Origin of the sequence: Acinetobacter sp. ANC 4178 (assembly GCF_004331175.1) — a bacterium.
In the GTDB taxonomy this organism is placed as follows: Bacteria; Pseudomonadota; Gammaproteobacteria; order Pseudomonadales; family Moraxellaceae; genus Acinetobacter.
Map to the genome: position 1 here is coordinate 83,905 of NZ_SJOD01000003.1, position 16,778 is coordinate 100,682.

Consider the following 16,778-nt stretch of genomic DNA (forward strand, 5'->3'; position numbering starts at 1 on the left):
TGGATTATTTCATACCATGAATATAGAGTTAGACAAGTTACTCGAACCCATTTCGGGTACAAAAGCATGTGGGGAAGATTTATCCTTTTCCAATGAATTTCATGCCATTAAAAAAGCCAAGACTGAAGATGATCCATCTTTGGTCTTGGGTGACTGGATTACAGAACCGAAACAAGCTGACTGGAATTTTGTTGCAGAACAAAGTTGCCAACTTCTAATTGAAAAAACCAAAGATATTCGACTGCTCACTTGGTTATCTGAAGCATGGGCAAATTTGTATGGTTTCTATGGCTTATCGAAGAGTCTGGAACTGTCACACCGTTTATTAGAACAATTCTGGCTCAAGTTACACCCTGCAATTGAAGAAGATGACTTAGATCAACGCTTGGGATTATTAAAAGGTTTAGTCAATCAACTTCCGCTATTAATCAAAAAAACACCATTGATTGAAAGTTCGCCAGCTTATTCTTTATGTGATTATGAAAATTTTCTTTATCAAAACAACAATCAAAGAAAACAAGCCGATGATGAGGCTGTATTTTCGAATCAACTCGAACAATTTGACCTCGCACTGGCGCAAAGTTCCCGAACGGTACAATTACAGAATTACCAAAGTTTTGAACAACTTTTATTGCATTGGGAAACCTTAAAACTGGTACTAGATCAACTCATGCAACTGGAAGCTCCAAGCTTTGCGCATATCGATTCACAGCTTGAAGATATCCATAAGTCATTAAAGAAAATTTATAAAGCGGATCAATTTCAACATGGATCTGACACTTTAGACACTTCATCTACGCTTGAAATATCAACAGATACCCGTCAATTGCCTCACACCGAAACAGCTTTCGCTATGCCCCTGCATTCACAACAAGGTTTTCAACCTTCCCCACAAAGTCATTTACAAAATCGGGAACAAGCTATCAAAGTTTTGCAGGACATTGCCGATTATTTTCAAACACATGAACCCCATAGCCCAGTGAGTTATATGCTGCAAAAGACAGTGAAATGGAGCCAAATGCCTTTACATGAATGGTTAGCTCAGGTCATTAAACAGGAAAATCCACTTGAATCTGTTCAAGAATTATTGGGCATCTCCTCAACCAACAATGAAACAAGTAACTGGTAATTGACATGTTTAAAGCAGAAAAAATTCTTTGGGGCGAAGGTTTGTTTTTACGTCCTCAACACTTTCAATTACAAGACCGTTATCACGAACAACATCTGAATCAGACCATTCGTGCCACCATTCCTTTTGCCTACGGTATTCAAAAAATTAGCTTCGATGAAAGCCAATTGAACTTAAATGTTTTGGCTTTAGAAGCTATTGAAATGATCTGGCAAGACGGTGAAATTTATGCCGCTCCCTCACGTGACCTTTTACCTGAACCCATTTTATTGGACAATTTAAACTTGCAAGGTGAAATGCAAATTTATTTGGCGATTCCTATCGTACAAGCCAATAAAAAAAATGTCTCATATGAAAAAAGTTCACAGTCAAGTCGTTATCATTGTTATTTGACAGAAACCCATGACCTGTTTACCGATGCGTCTCCTGCTGAAATTTCCCTATTGCAACGTCGCGCAGAATTTAAGTTATTAGAACCACATATGATGCCAACCCATGAAATGGATGGGTTCTTATATCTACCTGTTGGCATGATTAAACGCCAAAGTTCAGGACATTTTGAACTTGACCCGAAGTTTATTCCGCCGTTATTGCATATTGAATCAAATGCAGCATTGCTAAATCAGTTGAAACGTTTGCTAAATATCATTCGTGCCAAGATTAAAACCATTCAATCTAATAATCGTGAAAATGAACAAAAACTGATTGAATTTCGTTCTGGTGATATTGTGTCTTTTTGGTTGGTCAATGCACTTAATACAGCATATTCTTGCCTCAATCACATTTTTCAACACCCTCAGATTCATCCTGAACGCTTATTTTCCGAACTGTTACGATTGACTGGTTCTTTACTGACTTTCTCATCCGTCTATGACGTAGACCAACTGCCCAAATATCAACATCACCAACTGCAACAAAGTTTCAGTGATTTAGAGCAAATTTTACGTGACTTACTTGATACGATTATTTCTAATCGCTACATCAGTATTAGCTTAAAAGAAACACGCCCATCGTACTGGGTCGGTAGTCTTGAAACTGACAAGATTACCCGAGATACCCGACTCTATGTTTCTGTCTCTAGTAGCATGATGCAAACGCATGAACTAATTCAAATTGTGCCTTTACGCTTTAAAGTGGGCAGTACCATTGACGTCGAACAACGTGTGGTTGCAGCACTTCCTGCAATTCCATTACATCACTTAATGCAAGTTCCTACGGCCATTCCTGTGCGTTCAGGGGTGAGTTATTTTGAAATTGAACCTCATCATGAACTTTACCAACAGATGTTGTCTTCTGAAACCATTTGTATTTATGTTCCATCTGGTTTCCAAGACATTAGTATTGAATTAATTGCTGTGATGAATAGCTAAGGAATAATAAAAATGAATTCTTCTAGTCAGGCACCCTCTTTGTTTGATGATGGTCAAATTGGCTCAAATACCTTGCCTTATCACCCTGCGATTGTGAAGCCAACATCCTGCCTAATTGATTTACTGTATGACGGTTTTTATGTGGTTTTTTTATTAAGAAACCAATATGTCCCTCAACAACCCGAACAATTTAGACAAAAAGTTCTGGATTTATTACACCGCTTTGAACAGCAGGCACGCAAATTACAATTTTCTGCGGAAGATATTCATGATGCTAAATATGCCTATTGTGCCTTGTTGGATGAAACCATCGTTACGCAGCAAAACGATGCTTTTTTTAATTTGCAAAATCTATGGTTAATTAATCCATTACAACTAAGCCTGTTTGGTTCACAACTGGCAGGTTATCAATTTTTTGAAGTTTTAGAGCAACTGCGTAGTAAAGGTAAAGACCGACTCGCCTCACTCGAAGTTTTTCATTATTGCTTGCTGTTGGGCTTTCAAGGTAAATATCGAATTGAATCGACTGAAAGCCTAAATCATTTGGTGGCACGAATTGGAGATGAAATTGATTATTTAAAAGGGAAAAAAGCTGCTTTCTCGCCTTTTTCGGCTCTACCTGATCAAATCAAGAACATCATTCATCGTGAACTTCCATTCGTCTGGATTATTCTATTTTTACTGATTTTTAGCCTTCTGGCTTTTGCAGGCTTAAGATACACCCTTAACCAGCAAACACAAAAGTCGCTTGCGCCATTTAACAATGTGATTAGTACGCCAACTGAACAGGCCAATATCACGATTTATTTACCATAAATGGTGGTAGCTCCATGGCCCAAGAAAAGCAAAATACCCTACGCATTTTAAAAGCAAATCCTGCAAAGCCACAAAAGCGTTCAAGCATTTATGTGATTGCAGGTTTTGTCGGTGGCATTATTTTAAGTTGTGGATTTTTCGGTTTTTATCTTTATGCACAAAACTCTGAAAAAACGACATCTACTGACATAGAACCGAATCAAGCTGAGACAATTACGCATACACCTCCCCACGAAACTAAGCCCGTGGAAAATGCGACTACAACAGATGAGGATATTGATTATCCAAATCAAATCAATGAACAAGAGATGTCCGCACTGTTTAAGCATTCAGTGAATAATACGACCAATCTGAATACGCATACGCCAAACAGCTCACCCTTCGCCAATCTGGGTCAAGAACCCAAATCAGCGAGTAAAGCCGTGGTCTCAATCGAAAAAAGAATGCAGAAACATCACACATCAACCCCGACAGTACAACCCTTGGCTCAAGGCGTAGTGAAGCCTGCCTTATTAGATCAACTGGATAAAGAAGCTGAATTGGTTCAGCCTCAAGTACAAACCACACATCCATCATCACCTGCTACCCATTAAAACCAAGATGATTATTTTTATTGGCTGTAGCTTTCTGGCGTTGGTGATTGGTTTGAGCTTGTTAATGTCTTACGAGCTTCGGCTGCGAACCCTAAATTATGTACGGTTGATTTTACCCAACAGCAAACAAAAGCTTGGGCACGCACGTCAGTTTGCGCAAGAAATGGGTTATGCAGCTTCTGCCGAACAGACTCAAACCCATTGGCATCTACAACAATGGTGGATTTTGATTGCTGGATTCTTTTTACTGGGCAGTATTCTACTTTTTGCCTTTACCCGCCCCATTGATCCAACCAAAGTTGAGGCCAATTATCTGGAAAAAGTCGACCCACAAATTTATGCCTTATTGAATGGTGAAATACTGACACCACCACCAGAGGTTGATGAACAGTTGGTGGATGCTGCAATTGTTGAGGCCATGCAACTAGAACAGCAATATCAAGCACAGAACAACAGTGTCACGGCTCAACCTTTCTCTTTAGAACGCGATACGACATTTGAACAAAGCCATGGGCATTTTGATACTTCATTGATTGACCGAAAATGGGATCGGATGAATTTACGCTACAAGCAACGGTTATTGATGGTTTTTAAAATCATGAAGGAACGTTATGGTTATGAACTGGTATTGTTAGAGGGTTACCGTAGTCCCGCGCGTCAAAATATGCTTTCTGGCAATAAAAATACCACGCGTGCTAAAGCCTTCCAAAGCTATCACCAATTTGGCTTGGCTGCAGATGTTGCATTTAAACGGGATGGCAAAGTGGTCATTTCTGAACGTGATCCTTGGGCTTGGAAAGGCTATCAACTATATGGTGAAGTTGCCGAGTCGGTTGGTTTAACTTGGGGCGGACGCTGGAAGTCTATTCATGACTATGGTCATACCGAGTTCCGTATGCTAGGTTTGAAAAAAACAGCAGAAATGGCCGAAAAACTCACGACTGAAGGACAGCTTTTAGCACAAGAGTTAAATTAATAATACGCCCAATTGGGATGACTGAATACCAAGTCATATCCCTTTATATGGTTCATGACAACAAAAAGCCCTATGGATGAATAGGGCTTTTTTTAAAACAGGGATATCTGTTTTAATGTTGTTGCTTAGTCACTTTTATTTTTGAAATTGAGTGCAAGCGCATTTGGTACACGGGGGTAAACGATCAGTACCAATTTCTAAGTAGACTCGACGTCCGCATTGAACACAAAAATAGAAGCCTGTTCCAGGTTTAGAGCCAGCAGTAACCATTTTTGTCCTCCTTATGTTGTTTTAGAAATGGTAGCCCTAGTATAACGCGCTTATGCTCAATGTCTATTGATCATTTTTAAAAATAATGGTGTCATAAATGTAAGAAATAATGTATTGAAAAAACTGGTGAGCTAAATAGAATTTAGTCATCAAAGCGAAGTTTTACTCATTTTGTAAACACAAATAAGGCTTTAGGTCGCATATGCCATGTTCTTTAGAGGGATCCGTTGTCCACAATACTGTCTAGGATCAAAGTACTAAAATCAGGTTTCATTTCCCTCTATAGTTTTCTTGATACAAATAAAAAGCCCTATCTGGTGTGACAGGGCTTTATTCAAACAGCAGATCACTGTTTGTAGTGTGCAGCTTAGGCAATCTTGTTGTTAAATTGACTGCCAAGGCATTTGGTACACGGGGGTAAACGGTCTGTACCAATTTCTAAGTAAACGCGGTGTCCGCATTGAATACAAAAATAGAAGCCTGTTCCAGGTTTTTCGCCAGCAGTTACCATTTTTGTTCTCCATGTGTTTTAGAAATGGTGAACAGAGTATAGACAAGCTTTTGAGATTGTAGAGTCTAATTTGTGACCGCAGGGGTCAGAAATATTAATCATCATTTACATAATCAGGATCATGTCTACAAACAGGACACATTTTTTCAATATGCCCCTCATCTGTCCATTCAATATGTGAAATTTCTGAATTAGGCCACATTGAACCACACATAGTGCACTGTACCTCTATTTCATCAGACTCTTCATTTTCACAATAAATACATTTATAGCCTGTAGAACTTAATTCATTGTGAATCATTGCTTCTAAGCCACATTCTGGACATTCTAAAACATCTATTTGATACTCCCTTATTCCTTTATTATGATATAGCTCATTTACCATTTGTTTTTTAAATTGTTTCACTTTATCCAAAGCTAACTTCTTCTTTATTTCATCATAAAAAAAATCATGACTATCACTTATCTTGGTTAAATTAAACTGAATAGCAGACTTTGAAAAATTATTTTTATTATAAATTTCAGTCGTATCTCTAACTTCCCGAACAGCACTATCAGATATCTCAACATTTAAATAATTAGATGCATAACTAAGAAATTTTTCTGAATCATACATTATAAAATTTTTCACTCCCCCTACAATTAATGCTTCATCTATTAATTCTGGTCGAGGTTGATTAAATTTTTCACCTGAAGCATCATATTTTTTCCACCAATCTCCTTTTAAATCATTAGTAATAAAAACAATATTCTCAATATTCTGATTTTTTTTTGCATGTTCCAATATTTGATTCCACACCATATAATCACCAAACTTCTTCTTATAAATTAATGAAGAATCGACACATATATCAGTTTTATTTTCATCTAAGTATCCAGGTGGAATCTTATTTTTATATCTAGTTTCCGCAATTTTATACAATTCATCTAATTCTTTTTGACTCTGAGGTGGATTACCCACTTTATTTTCAAACAATAATTCCAATTGTTCTTTTAAACTATCTTGATGAGATAAGTGTTGTTGAGTTGACTTTAAATCATCTAAACCACTATTAAATTCTTTAATTAAATTATCAATTTTTTCAACAAATTGATCAATCTTTATTAAAGAATGTCTTTTTCTTAACTGTAGTTTATCCAATTCAGTACTTAAGGTTTTTGACGTAGAATTCAAAGCATTTTTGGTTTTTGAAAATAATGATTTTTGCTCACAAATCACATCTAGTCTATTTCTTTGAAATTCCAAAGCAACATGGTGCGGTATCCATATTCTATTCGAAATTTTATCAAGAACTTGTAAAAATTCATTCTTTGTTTCTTCTTGATAACGATATAGGTTTAATAAAGCATTTGTATCAAATACAAACAATGCATTCTCCCAAATATCTTTATATTGCTCAGGCGTATAAAAATAATTGTACTGTTTGAACATATTTTTCATAGAAAGTATTAATCTTTAAAAGACCACATATAGATTTAGGAACAAAAATCGACTTTTATTTCAATTATTCAGCTACTTAACCACCACAAAAACCCAATTAAAGAATCGTATATTCATTACTTACAAGGATTTTAATGGAGTATTTATAGTGACTATTTCACCAATACATAAGAGTAGTTTTATTGCTTAGATTTTAAATTAATGTATAAAAATAATTTGTATTTCCAATTGGATTACTAATTATTTCATACATACATTTTTCATAATGTTCTTCTTTAAGTTGCCCCAAATGAACACCCAAACACCAAAGATTTCTATCCGTACTTATTCCAGTATATTTAATATTTCCAAACTTCTTAACATCGCTCAACATATTTCTTAAACATGTAGTTGGACTAACATCTTGTTTAATTTCTAATGGGATAGCCGAAGTTTTATTCTTTTCATGAATCATAAAATCAAGAATAGCAGAACGCTTGATTTTACTTTTTCGACCATCTAGAAAACAGCGAATTTCTCTATCTACTTTTTTTACTTGAGGATGATTGCTTAAAAAAATAAAATATTCTACTTGAAGCCAGATCTCCCATCCTTTAATACCAAACTGACTAAATTCATGAAGTTTGCTAATAATATTATCTTGCTGAAAAAATTCTTCACTTATTTGTAAAATGAAAGCACGATCTTTCTTTAAAATACTTATATTCACTTATTAATCTCTAAAAAAGCCCCACATAAATGTAGAGCTTTTTTTAAACAATTTCAAATACTTTTAATAATTAAGCTCTTAATTGCTCTTTCTCTTCTTGGCTTTCCAAAAAGTCTTGTGCAAAACGCTGTAATACACCACCTGCTTCATATACAGAAACTTCTTCTTCTGTATCTAAACGGCAAGTCACGGGCACTTCCACGATTTCATTCTTACCATCAGCAGTTGAGCGCTCAATCACCAACGTTAAATCAGAACGTGGCGCGATATTACCAATCACGCTATAAAGCTCTGTACCATCTAATTTTAAAGTCTTGCGGTTTACACCCGGTTTAAACTCAAGTGGTAACACGCCCATACCCACCAAGTTAGTACGGTGAATACGTTCAAAACCTTCTGCCACAATTGCTTCAACACCTGCAAGGCGTACACCTTTTGCAGCCCAGTCACGGCTTGAACCCTGACCGTAGTCAGCACCCGCAACAATAATTAATGGCTGCTTACGGTTCATGTAGGTTTCAATCGCTTCCCACATACGCATCACTTCGCCTTCTGGCTCTACACGCGCTTTTGAACCTTGCTTAATGGTGCCATCTGAACGAACCACCATTTCGTTATACAGTTTCGGGTTAGCAAATGTTGCACGTTGTGCAGTCAAATGGTCACCACGGTGAGTTGCATATGAGTTGAAGTCTTCTTCTGGTAAACCCATTTTGTGAAGATATTCACCCGCAGCCGAGTCCATCAAAATCGCGTTTGAAGGCGACAAGTGGTCAGTGGTGATGTTGTCACCCAAAATCGCAAGCGGACGCATGTTCGCCAAAGTACGTGGTGCAGCCAACGCCCCTTCCCAATATGGTGGACGGCGGATGTAAGTACTTTGTGGACGCCAGTCATAAAGAGGACTTTCAGCCTCTACGGTTACGCCTAAGTCAAACATTGGAATGTAGACTTTACGGAACTGTTCAGGCTTCACAGCTTCTTTTACTAATGCATCAATTTCAGCGTCAGATGGCCAAATGTCTTTCAGGTAAATCGGATTACCGTCTTTATCGTGACCCAAAGCATCTTTTTCGATGTCAAAACGAATCGTGCCCGCTATTGCATATGCCACAACTAGTGGTGGGGATGCCAAGAACGCTTGTTTTGCATATGGATGGATACGGCCATCGAAGTTACGGTTACCAGAGAGTACTGCGGTTGCGTACAAGTCACGGTCGATAATTTCTTGTTGAATGACTGGATCTAACGCACCCGACATACCGTTACATGTCGTACAAGCGTAAGCCACAATACCAAAACCAAGTTGTTCCAAGTCTTTTAGAACACCCGCTTCTTCGAGGTAAAGTGCAGCCGCTTTTGAACCCGGTGCAAATGATGATTTCACCCAAGGTTTACGAACTAAGCCTAACTCATTTGCTTTACGTGCCAACAAACCTGCTGCCACGGTGTTACGCGGGTTAGAGGTATTTGTACACGAAGTAATTGCAGCAATAATGATTGCGCCATCAGGCATTAAGCCGTCAGAACGGTTTTCAACAACGCCCGCAATACCTTTTTCTTTTAGGTCCGCAGTTGAAACACGTGCATGTGGGTTTGATGGCCCAGCAATGTTACGTGTTACTTTTGATAGGTCAAAACGTAGTACACGTGGATACTCTGCTTTGATCATGTCAGTTGCCCAAAGGCCAATTTCTTTTGCGTACTGTTCAACCAATGCCACTTGAGCATCTTCACGGCCTGTTAGGCGTAAGTAGTCAATCGTGTTCTGGTCGATGTAGAACATTGCAGCCGTAGCGCCATATTCTGGTGTCATATTCGAAATGGTTGCACGGTCGCCCACAGACATGCTGTCAGCGCCTTCACCAAAGAACTCAAGATATGCACCGACTACACGTTCTTTACGCAAGAATTCAGTTAGAGCAAGTACGATATCTGTTGCAGTAATACCTGCCTGACGCTGACCTACAAACTCAACACCAATAATGTCTGGCAGACGCATCCAAGATGCACGGCCCAACATTACGTTTTCAGCTTCTAAACCACCTACACCCACAGAAATCACGCCCAAAGCGTCTGTATGCGGAGTGTGTGAATCTGTACCTACGCACGTGTCTGGATATGCCACGCCATCACGCGCCTGAATCACCGGAGACATTTTCTCTAAGTTAATCTGGTGCATGATGCCGTTCCCCGCAGGGATCACATCAACATTTTTAAATGCAGTTTTGGTCCACTCAATAAAGTGGAAACGGTCTTCGTTACGACGGTCTTCAACAGCACGGTTTTTTTCAAAAGCGTCTGGATCAGCACCACCGAATTCCACTGCTAAAGAGTGGTCAACAATGAGCTGTGTTGGTACAACCGGATTGACTTTAGATGGGTCGCCGCCTTTGTCGGCAATTGCATCACGTAAACCTGCAAGGTCAACCAAAGCAGTTTGACCCAAGATGTCGTGACACACCACGCGCGCTGGGTACCAAGGAAAATCCAAGTCCTGACGGCGTTCAATTAGCTGCGTTAAATAGGCAGTTAAGTTCTCGGCATCGGCACGGCGTACCAATTGCTCTGCAAGTACTTTAGACGTGTAAGGCAGTTTTTCGTATGCGCCTGGCTGAATATCTTCAACGGCTTGACGCACGTCGTAATATTCAAGCTGGGTTCCTGCCAGCGGTTTACGGTATTTTGTGTTCATTAACCACGCTCCGCCAATGGTTTAAATTTGAGGTTTTCAGGGCCTGTGTAGTTCGCGCTTGGACGAATGATTTTGCCGTCTTGGCGTTGTTCAATCACGTGAGCTGACCAACCTGCTGTACGTGCGATCACGAATAATGGTGTGAACATTGCAGTTGGAACGCCCATTAAGTGATAACTCACAGCACTGAACCAGTCGAGGTTCGGGAACATGTTTTTCGCATCTTTCATCACTGCTTCTAAGCGTTCAGCGATGAGGTACATCTTGGTGTTCTCTTGTGCTTGTGCCAAGTCATGTGCCACTTTTTTGATGACTTCGTTACGTGGGTCAGAGATTGTATAGACAGGGTGACCAAAACCGATCACAACTTCTTTCTTCTCAACACGGCTACGGATGTCTGCTTCTGCTTCGTCTGCGTTGTCGTAACGTTGTTGAATTACGAATGCAACTTCGTTTGCACCACCATGTTTAGGTCCGCGAAGCGCACCAATACCGCCTGTAATTGCCGAGTACATGTCAGAACCTGTACCTGCAACTACACGTGACGTAAATGTAGATGCGTTGAATTCGTGCTCAGCATACAAAATGAGTGATGTATGCATTGCTTCAATCCACTCTTCAGATGGTTTTTCACCATGAAGTAAATGCAAGAAATGCGCTGCAATTGAGTCATCATCGGTTTCAACTTCAATGCGACGACCGTTGTTGCTGAAGTGGTGCCAATAGAGCAGCATTGAACCTAGGCTTGCCATTAATTTGTCGGCAATATCTTTTGCACCAGCTTCATTGTGGTCTTCGTGTTCTGGAGTTAAGCAACCTAAAACTGAAACACCAGTACGCATTACATCCATTGGGTGTGCATATGGTGGGAGCTGTTCTAAAGCCGCTTTAAGTGATGCAGGCAAACCACGCAGCGCTTTCAGTTTATTTTTATAGGCTTTGAGTTCCGCTTTATTCGGTAATTTGCCATGAACCAAAAGGTAAGCCACTTCTTCAAATTCGCTTTGACCCGCAAGGTCTAAAATGTCGTAACCACGGTAGTGCAAATCATTACCACTACGACCTACGGTGCAAAGTGCTGTATTACCCGCCACTTGTCCGCTGAGTGCGACTGATTTTTTTGGCTTGAATCCGTTTGTTGTTGCATTCATGAGATCTTCCTTCTTCCATTGGGTGGATCAATTCATTTTTATGCTTTGCGTCAGTTTTATTTCCTACACTGACGCAAAGATTTTATGGTTAAACTGTTATTTATTTTTGACAAAAGAGGCATCAAGGTATTGTTCAAACGCATGGTAGTTAATGCGATCATACAATTCTTGACGGGTTTGCATGGTATCGACCACGTTCTTTTGTGTGCCTTCTTTACGTAAAGTAGTGTAGACATTTTCCGCTGCCTTGTTCATGGCACGGAAAGCTGAAAGAGGATAAAGCGCAATGCTGACATCCGCAGAAGCCAATTCCTCTGTGGTGAATAATGGCGTAGAACCAAATTCAGTAATGTTTGCCAAAATTGGAACATTCGTTGCAGCAGCAAATTGTTTATACATCGCCAATTCAGTAATCGCTTCTGGGAACAACATGTCCGCGCCTGCTTCAATATAAGCACCTGCACGGTCAATTGCCGCTTGCAAACCTTCTACAGCCAAAGCATCGGTACGCGCCATAATCACAAACTTATCATCACCACGCGCATCAACCGCCGCTTTAATACGGTCTACCATTTCTTGTTGTGAAACAATGGCTTTGTTTGGACGATGCCCACAACGTTTCGCGCCCACTTGGTCTTCAATATGCATAGCCGCTGCACCAAACTTAATTAAAGCTTTGGTGGTACGTGCAATGTTAAATGCTGAAGCACCAAAACCAGTATCGGCATCGACCAATAAAGGCAAGTCACATACATCAGTAATACGGCGTACATCGGTGAGTACATCATCAAGGTTGCTAATACCTAAGTCAGGTAAACCCAAAGAGCCAGCAGCCACCCCACCGCCAGATAAATAAATCGCTTTATAGCCAGCACGTTTTGCCAATAAAGCATGATTAGCATTGATGGTCCCGACCACTTGTAGTGGATGTTCACTTGCAACCGCATCGCGGAATTTCTGCCCTGCTGATAACGTTGACATACGTCCTCCCTCTCTCTTCATCATTAAATTAGGTTTTGTTCAATGTTTTGATAAGACGCAGCAATGTGGCGTCGCATCAGTAATTCCGCAAGTTCTGCATCACCTTCGGCAATGGCATCTAAAATACGAATATGTTCCGATAAGGCTCTGTGCGGACGATTTGGGGTTTTGGAATACTGAATTCGATACATCCGAATCAAGTGATACAACTCATCACACAACATCTTTTCTAGGGTTTTATTGCCACTGTTTTTGATGATGCAATAATGAAAATCGTCCTGACCTTCTTGTAAGTAATAGCCTTTCCCTTCTTTAAAATTTGGGTCTTGTGCATGTAAGTGCAGCACTTCACGCAAATTTAAAATCTGCTGTTTATCGATGCTTTGTGCAGCCAAACGGCAAGCCAAACCTTCCAAGTTTTCACGAATTTGATACAGCTCAAACAATTGTTGATGCGATAAAGACACTACACGCGCGCCGACATGAGCAGTGCGTTCTACCAATTTTTGCCCTTCTAAGCGGTGGATGGCTTCGCGCAAAGGTCCACGACTAATGCCATATACACGTGCCAGCTCAGGTTCAGAAATTTTACTACCCGCTGCAATTTCACCACTCACAATCGCAGTTTGAATTTTTCTGAAGATCTGGTCAGTTAAAGTCGCTGTAGCGACTTGTTTTGTCTGTGTAGACAGCTCGTCAATTTGCATATTGTCAACAATCAGTTCAATTATTAGCTAAAATAAGCACAAATAAATTAAAATGCAACAAGATTGTCAACAACTTTGGTATTAGAGTTGCAAATGTGATGGACGAAGACTTGACAACGTTTAAGTAAAATCATATTGGGTATCCGTTCTGAAGATGCTTCAATACAACAGTTCTACAATTTATTTTAATTCAATAGCTTAAATCTTATTTCCATGCTTATTCTGTGATAGAACTACATTTTTTATATCCATGTCGTGACCTGTTCTTCTAACGCTTGGTTTGAGTCCAATCATGACGTTATCCTGAATGACCCTTGAGTTCTATTGTCGACACTTCAGTTTTTGTTTTGTTCTATCTGTTATGCCGTAAATGTAAAAAAGCCTCAAGGAAATGCTTGAGGCTTTTGTTACCATTTATATGCGGCTGGACTTATTTCGCTTTTTGCAAACGCAAGGCATTTAAAACCACAGACAATGAACTGAGCGACATCGCCACTGCGGCTAACATCGGAGTCAATAGCAAGCCAGTCAATGGATAGAAAATCCCCGCTGCGACAGGTACACCCAAACCGTTATACACAAAAGAAAAGGCAAGGTTCTGTTTCATATTACGTACACCCAGTTTCGCCATATGCAGGGCATCGGCTGCTCCACGAATGTCACCTTTGACTAACGTCACTTGTGCCGTCTGTTTGGCAATATCAGTTCCATTCCCCATCGCAATTCCGACATTGGCTTGTGCAAGCGCTGGTGCATCGTTAATGCCATCTCCAGCCATCGCCACAATTTTGCCCTGCGCCTGATATTTCTTCACAATCTCCAATTTTTCGATTGGGGTACAATTGCCATGCACATGCTGAATGCCTAACTCTTTTGCCACCAGTTGCGCATTTTGCTCATGGTCACCTGTGGCCATCACCACTTCAATGCCATCGGCAATCAATTGTTGAATCACTTGCTGCGCATTGGCTTTAATTGCATCGTGAATAGAAATATAAGCCAGCACTTCTTGGCTATTGCTCAAGAAACTTATGACATTGCCTATTGCACGTTGCTGATCTAACTGGCTTTGTACAGTAGTGTCTAACGTGATGCCGAGTTGTTCTAGCAACTTTTGACTGCCGATATACAAGGTTTGCTCTGCAATCTGACCTTTCACGCCAAAGCCCGCGACATCTTCAAAGTCTTCCACTTTTAGCAACTGCTGTGCAGGAACAATTTGAGTCAGAGTTTGAGCAATAGGGTGACTTGAATATTGCTCAATCGAGGCAATCCACTGTTCAACTTGAGTTTGTTCCACATTTGGGCTGAGCAACTGAATTTCTTTAAGACTCGGTTTACCTTCCGTCAGAGTCCCTGTTTTATCGACAATCAAGGTATTCACTTTACTTAAGGCTTCAATCGCTTCCGCATCTTTAAACAGTACCCCTTTTTGTGCTGCACGACCTGTAGTGGCCATCACGGACATTGGCGTCGCCAAACCAAGCGCGCATGGGCAGGCAATAATCAGTACCGCCACCGCACACATCAATGCCAAATCAAATTGCGCCCCACCAAACACCATCCATGCAACGAAGGTCAAAGCACTAATTAACAACACCACAATCACAAAATACTTGGCAAACACGTCGGCTAAACGTTGCAACGGCGCTTTAGAACGTTGCGCTTCTGCAACCGTCTGAATCATTTTTGATAACGTTGTATTAGCACCTACAGCCGTGGTTTGTATACGAATGCTGCCTTGCTGATTCACTGTGCCGCCAATGACTGTGTCATGCACTTGCTTTTTCACTGGCACAGGTTCACCCGTCATCATGGCTTCATCGACATAGGTTTTGCCTTCCACCACCACGCCATCCAGTGGAATCTGATCACCTGAAGAAATTTGTAAAATATCGCCTTGTTTGACCATGCCAATATCTACTTCAATCACTTGATCGTTTTGAACCAACTTGGCGGTGTTGACTTGGAGTTTAAGCAAGGCTTTCAATGAATCGGCTGTTTTAGCACGTGCTTTCAGCTCCATGATTTGACCAAGTAAACTCAGAGATACAATCATACAGGCTGCTTCAAAGTACACCGCGACGCCATGCCCTGTTTTGGCTGCCATCGGAATCACACTTGGGAAAATGGTCGCCACGACACTATAAATATAGGCGGCTAATACCCCAACCCCAATCAGGCTCCACATATTTAAGTTACGAGTTTTATATGAGGTCCAACAACGCTCAATAAAGGGTTTACCTGCCCACAGCACTACAGGGGTCGCCAGTACCAACTCAATCCACGGCTGAATATGCGGTGAAATAAAACTATGAATGTGTGAACCCATCGCCAAGACAAACACAATCAACGTCAACGGTAAGGTCATCCAAAAGCGATGGCTAAAATCCACCAACTCAGGATTCGGTGCATCATCTAAAGTCGGTTGCATCGGCTCCAGCGCCATACCACAAATCGGACACGTGCCCGGTCCTTTTTGCACAATCTCAGGATCCATCGGACAGGTATAATCCATATCCGCAGCACCTTCAGGCACAGGACGCTGATCGGCTGGAATTAGATAAAACTCAGGATCTCCCTTAAATTTGTCTAAGCAAGATGGGTTACAGAAATAATAGATCTGTTGCTGATAATCAGTTTTTAACTCTGTATTTGAGTCAACAGACATACCGCAGACAGGGTCAATAAATGTGGATGACCCCGATGGAGCAAGATGTTCATGTTGATTTTTCCCACCACCACAGCAGCTACTTTTTGCAGCTTCTACTTTCGGCTTGGGTGCACAGCAACTTGCTTTGGTGTCTGGTTCTGTTTGCGGCTTAGGCTCACAACAAGACGTTTTTTTCTCTGTCTCTTTCGGAGTTGAACCACAACAGCCCGCAGTAGAAGTAGACACCGATACTGCATCTTCAGTTTTTACGTAAGCCTCTGGGGTTGCAATAAACTTTTGCAAACATTTTTCACTACAAAAATAGTAGTCCTGTCCCTGCCACTCGGTGTGCGGTTTACTTAAATCCGTTACGGTCATACCGCATACAGGATCAATAAATGTGGTCTTCTCTGTATCTGACACAGCTTTTGATCCGCAACCACAACCTTTGGAAGTAACTACAGCACTTCCCTCTTTCGCCTGAGATGAGGCATCTCTTATATATGTTTTCGGTTGATTGCAACAAGTGCTTGCTTGTTTTTCTGAGCTTAAGTAAGCCTCTGGGTTAGCGGCAAATTTCTTTAAACAGCCTGAGCAACAAAACAAATAACGAACTGATTGATGCTCATACACATGTGGAGAACCCTCTGCCACCGTCATTCCACAGACAGGATCAATATTCACCACCGTAGGCGCTAATTTCTGTTTGGAACAGCAAGACGTTTTGTGTTGTTCACTCATTCTGACTCACCTTTTATTTTTTGATTGTGTTAGCA

The 16,778-nt window shown here is 40.6% G+C and carries 14 protein-coding genes; 5 read left to right on the forward strand and 9 right to left on the reverse strand.

The window, feature by feature from the left end:
* The first annotated feature begins 16 nt into the window (after positions 1–16).
* Genes tssA through E0H87_RS07490 form a run of 5 tightly spaced genes read left to right on the forward strand, consistent with a single transcriptional unit; the run spans position 17 to position 4,884 of the window.
* Positions 17–1,129: a type VI secretion system protein TssA gene (gene tssA / locus E0H87_RS07470; RefSeq protein WP_131323021.1), complete on the forward strand. Its 1,113-nt coding sequence runs from the start codon at positions 17–19 to the stop codon at positions 1,127–1,129.
* A gap of 5 nt (positions 1,130–1,134) precedes the next feature.
* Positions 1,135–2,499: a type VI secretion system baseplate subunit TssK gene (gene tssK, locus E0H87_RS07475; protein ID WP_131323022.1), complete on the forward strand. Its 1,365-nt coding sequence runs from the start codon at positions 1,135–1,137 to the stop codon at positions 2,497–2,499.
* 12 nt (positions 2,500–2,511) lie between these two features.
* On the forward strand, positions 2,512–3,315 hold the full coding sequence (icmH, locus tag E0H87_RS07480; protein WP_131323023.1) for a type IVB secretion system protein IcmH/DotU: 804 nt from the start codon (positions 2,512–2,514) through the stop codon (positions 3,313–3,315).
* Between the two features lie 14 nt (positions 3,316–3,329).
* Positions 3,330–3,908: a hypothetical protein gene (locus E0H87_RS07485; RefSeq protein ID WP_131323024.1), complete on the forward strand. Its 579-nt coding sequence runs from the start codon at positions 3,330–3,332 to the stop codon at positions 3,906–3,908.
* Between the two features lie 7 nt (positions 3,909–3,915).
* Positions 3,916–4,884 carry a M15 family metallopeptidase gene (locus tag E0H87_RS07490; RefSeq protein ID WP_131323025.1) on the forward strand — a complete coding sequence of 323 codons (969 nt, stop codon included), beginning with the start codon at positions 3,916–3,918 and terminating at the stop codon, positions 4,882–4,884.
* A 135-nt stretch (positions 4,885–5,019) separates the two neighbouring features.
* Here the strand turns inward: E0H87_RS07490 and E0H87_RS16100 are convergent, their stop codons facing one another.
* The 9 genes from E0H87_RS16100 to E0H87_RS07535 form a co-directional block, all read right to left on the reverse strand.
* On the reverse strand, positions 5,020–5,169 hold the full coding sequence (locus E0H87_RS16100) for a zinc ribbon-containing protein (RefSeq protein WP_319922776.1): 150 nt from the start codon (positions 5,167–5,169) through the stop codon (positions 5,020–5,022).
* Positions 5,170–5,521: 352 nt separating this feature from the next.
* Complete coding sequence (locus tag E0H87_RS07500) at positions 5,522–5,665, reverse strand: zinc ribbon-containing protein (RefSeq protein WP_205677742.1); 144 nt, start codon at positions 5,663–5,665, stop codon at positions 5,522–5,524.
* A gap of 94 nt (positions 5,666–5,759) precedes the next feature.
* Positions 5,760–7,106 carry a PIN-like domain-containing protein gene (locus tag E0H87_RS07505; RefSeq protein WP_131323026.1) on the reverse strand — a complete coding sequence of 449 codons (1,347 nt, stop codon included), beginning with the start codon at positions 7,104–7,106 and terminating at the stop codon, positions 5,760–5,762.
* 193 nt (positions 7,107–7,299) lie between these two features.
* Complete coding sequence (locus E0H87_RS07510) at positions 7,300–7,815, reverse strand: hypothetical protein (RefSeq protein WP_131323027.1); 516 nt, start codon at positions 7,813–7,815, stop codon at positions 7,300–7,302.
* Between the two features lie 70 nt (positions 7,816–7,885).
* Positions 7,886–10,510, reverse strand: coding sequence for a Fe/S-dependent 2-methylisocitrate dehydratase AcnD (gene acnD / locus E0H87_RS07515; RefSeq protein ID WP_131323028.1), 2,625 nt, complete (start codon positions 10,508–10,510; stop codon positions 7,886–7,888).
* Complete coding sequence (gene prpC / locus E0H87_RS07520) at positions 10,510–11,661, reverse strand: 2-methylcitrate synthase (RefSeq protein ID WP_131323029.1); 1,152 nt, start codon at positions 11,659–11,661, stop codon at positions 10,510–10,512. Before prpC ends, acnD begins: the two co-directional genes overlap by 1 nt.
* 96 nt (positions 11,662–11,757) lie before the next feature.
* Positions 11,758–12,642, reverse strand: a complete 885-nt coding sequence (gene prpB, locus E0H87_RS07525) for a methylisocitrate lyase (protein ID WP_016165869.1) — start codon at positions 12,640–12,642, stop codon at positions 11,758–11,760.
* Between the two features lie 23 nt (positions 12,643–12,665).
* Positions 12,666–13,349, reverse strand: coding sequence for a GntR family transcriptional regulator (locus E0H87_RS07530; RefSeq protein ID WP_131323030.1), 684 nt, complete (start codon positions 13,347–13,349; stop codon positions 12,666–12,668).
* Positions 13,350–13,779: 430 nt separating this feature from the next.
* A complete protein-coding gene (locus E0H87_RS07535) occupies positions 13,780–16,743 on the reverse strand; it encodes a heavy metal translocating P-type ATPase (protein ID WP_131323031.1) in 2,964 nt (987 codons plus the stop codon).
* Between the last annotated feature and the right edge of the window lie 35 nt (positions 16,744–16,778).

Excerpts from the sequence above, each read along its gene's own strand:
- E0H87_RS07505 (WP_131323026.1), bottom strand. The coding sequence starts at position 7,106 with ATGAAAAATATGTTCAAACAGTACAATTATTTTTATACGCCTGAGCAA.
- prpB (WP_016165869.1), bottom strand. The coding sequence starts at position 12,642 with ATGTCAACGTTATCAGCAGGGCAGAAATTCCGCGATGCGGTTGCAAGT.
- icmH (WP_131323023.1), top strand. The coding sequence starts at position 2,512 with ATGAATTCTTCTAGTCAGGCACCCTCTTTGTTTGATGATGGTCAAATT.
- tssA (WP_131323021.1), top strand. The coding sequence starts at position 17 with ATGAATATAGAGTTAGACAAGTTACTCGAACCCATTTCGGGTACAAAA.
- E0H87_RS07485 (WP_131323024.1), top strand. The coding sequence starts at position 3,330 with ATGGCCCAAGAAAAGCAAAATACCCTACGCATTTTAAAAGCAAATCCT.
- E0H87_RS07500 (WP_205677742.1), bottom strand. The coding sequence starts at position 5,665 with ATGGTAACTGCTGGCGAAAAACCTGGAACAGGCTTCTATTTTTGTATT.
- prpC (WP_131323029.1), bottom strand. The coding sequence starts at position 11,661 with ATGAATGCAACAACAAACGGATTCAAGCCAAAAAAATCAGTCGCACTC.
- E0H87_RS07490 (WP_131323025.1), top strand. The coding sequence starts at position 3,916 with ATGATTATTTTTATTGGCTGTAGCTTTCTGGCGTTGGTGATTGGTTTG.
- E0H87_RS07535 (WP_131323031.1), bottom strand. The coding sequence starts at position 16,743 with ATGAGTGAACAACACAAAACGTCTTGCTGTTCCAAACAGAAATTAGCG.
- acnD (WP_131323028.1), bottom strand. The coding sequence starts at position 10,510 with ATGAACACAAAATACCGTAAACCGCTGGCAGGAACCCAGCTTGAATAT.
- E0H87_RS07530 (WP_131323030.1), bottom strand. The coding sequence starts at position 13,349 with ATGCAAATTGACGAGCTGTCTACACAGACAAAACAAGTCGCTACAGCG.
- tssK (WP_131323022.1), top strand. The coding sequence starts at position 1,135 with ATGTTTAAAGCAGAAAAAATTCTTTGGGGCGAAGGTTTGTTTTTACGT.